This window comes from Burkholderia sp. 3C, from assembly GCF_054589155.1.
Genome location: NZ_BAAILN010000105.1, coordinates 1 through 1,991, shown reverse-complemented (window position 1 = coordinate 1,991; position 1,991 = coordinate 1). Strand labels below are relative to the sequence as shown.

The window sequence follows — 1,991 nt, the reverse complement described above, 5'->3', positions numbered from 1 at the left end:
CACCACGCCCATCAGGCAGCGCAGCAGCGTGGTCTTGCCCACGCCGTTGCGCCCGAGCAGCACGGTCAGCTTGCCGTCCTCGGCGGTGAGATTGACGTTGCGCAGGATGTGGCTGCCGCCATAGAACTGATTCAGCGATTCGATCTTCAACATGCTGGGGATTCCTTATCGACCGAGGTAGGACTCGATCACGGCTTCGTCGCGCTTGACCGTGTCGAGCGTGCCCTGCGCGAGCACCGCGCCTTCGGCCATCACGGTCACGCGGCCGGTGTCGCCCGCGAGCGCCGCGACGAACTCCATGTCGTGTTCGACCACCATCATCGAGCAGGTGCCGCGCAGCGTGTTCAAAAGCTGCGCGAGTTCCATGGTTTCGTGGTCGGTCATGCCGGCCGCCGGTTCGTCGAGCAGCAGCAGCGCCGGCTGCTGCATCAGCAGCATGCCGATTTCGAGCCGCTGCTTCTGGCCGTGCGACAGCTCGCCGGCCAGCCGATAGGCGCTGTCTTCGAGCTTGATCAGTTCGAGGGTTTCCTCGATGCGCTGTTGAGCGTGGCGATCCAGACGTGAGCGCAGCGATGCGAACCAGCCTTTATCCGTTTTCATCGCCAGTTCGAGGTTTTCCCAGACGGGATGCGCTTCGAACACGGTCGGCTTCTGGAACTTGCGGCCGATCCCGGTGCGCGCGATTTCCGGCTCGTTCATGCGCGACAGATCGATGGTCTGGCCGAGGAACACCTTGCCCGAGTCGGCCTTGGTCTTGCCGGTGATCACATCCATCATGGTGGTCTTGCCCGCGCCGTTCGGGCCGATCACGCAGCGCAACTCGCCCGCGTCGATCGTCAGCGAGAGTTTCTTGAGCGCGCGAAAGCCGTCGAAACTTACTTCGATATCCTCAAGATAGAGGATCGTGCCGTGCGAGGTGTCGATCGCGCCTGGTTCGACCACGCGCGACATCGAGGCCACGCCGCTGACGGCCAGCGCATCGCTGCCATCCGGCTGGGCCAGGTCGGGCATCATGCCGTTCTCGTTCATCGGCTGCCTCCACGTTTCATGACGGATTCGATCACGCCCACGATGCCGCGCGGCATCAGGAGCGGCACCAGCACGAAGATCAGGCCGAGGAAGAACAGCCAGTATTCGGCGAAGTAGGCCGTGAAGAAGCTCTTCGCGCCGTTTACCGCGAACGCGCCGATGATCGGGCCGATCAGCGTGCCACGGCCGCCCACCGCCACCCAGATCGCCATCTCGATCGAGTTGCCCGGCGACATCTCGCTCGGGTTGATGATGCCGACCTGCGGCACGTACAAGGCGCCGGCGATGCCGCACAGCACGGCCGACACGGTCCACACGAACAGCTTGTAGGCGAGCGGGCTATAGCCGAGGAACATCAGCCGCGTTTCGCCGTCGCGCACGGCGGTGACCACCCGCCCGAGCTTCGAGGTGACGATCGCGCGCGCGGCGATGAACGCGAGCACCAGCGTGGCGAACGTCAGCAGCAGCAACACCGTGCGCATGCCGGGCGAGGTGATGGTGTAGCCGGCCAGGCGCTTGAAATCGGTGAAGCCGTTGTTGCCGCCGAAGCCGGTTTCGTTGCGATAGAACAGCAGCATCGCGGCGAAGGTCATGGCCTGCGTGATGATCGACAGGTACACGCCCTTCACGCGCGAGCGGAACGTGAAGAAGCCGAACACCCAGGCGATCACGGCCGGAGCCAGCACCACCAACACCAATGCGACGATCAGGTGATCGGAGCCGCTCCAGTACCACGGCAGCGATTTCCAGTTCAGGAACACCATGAAGTCGGGCAGGTTGCTGCCGTACACGCCGTCGTGGCCGATCTCGCGCATCAGGTACATGCCGATCGCATAGCCGCCGATCGCGAAGAACAGGCCGTGGCCGAGGCTCAGGATGCCGCAGTAGCCCCACACCAGATCGAGCGCGAGCGCACCGATCGCGTAGCACATGAACTTGCCGGCGATCGTCATTGCATAGGA

3 protein-coding genes are annotated in these 1,991 nt (G+C 63.9%); all 3 read right to left on the bottom strand.

Features of this window, described 5'->3' with window-relative positions:
• The coding region (locus ACYP33_RS20710) for an ATP-binding cassette domain-containing protein (protein WP_459623728.1) at positions 1-153 on the bottom strand (153 nt) is incomplete at its 3' end.
• 12 nt (positions 154-165) lie between these two features.
• A complete protein-coding gene (urtD, locus tag ACYP33_RS20705; protein WP_459623727.1) occupies positions 166-1,029 on the bottom strand; it encodes an urea ABC transporter ATP-binding protein UrtD in 864 nt (287 codons plus the stop codon).
• The coding region (gene urtC, locus ACYP33_RS20700) for an urea ABC transporter permease subunit UrtC (RefSeq protein WP_459623726.1) at positions 1,026-1,991 on the bottom strand (966 nt) is incomplete at its 5' end. The genes urtD and urtC, both read right to left, overlap by 4 nt.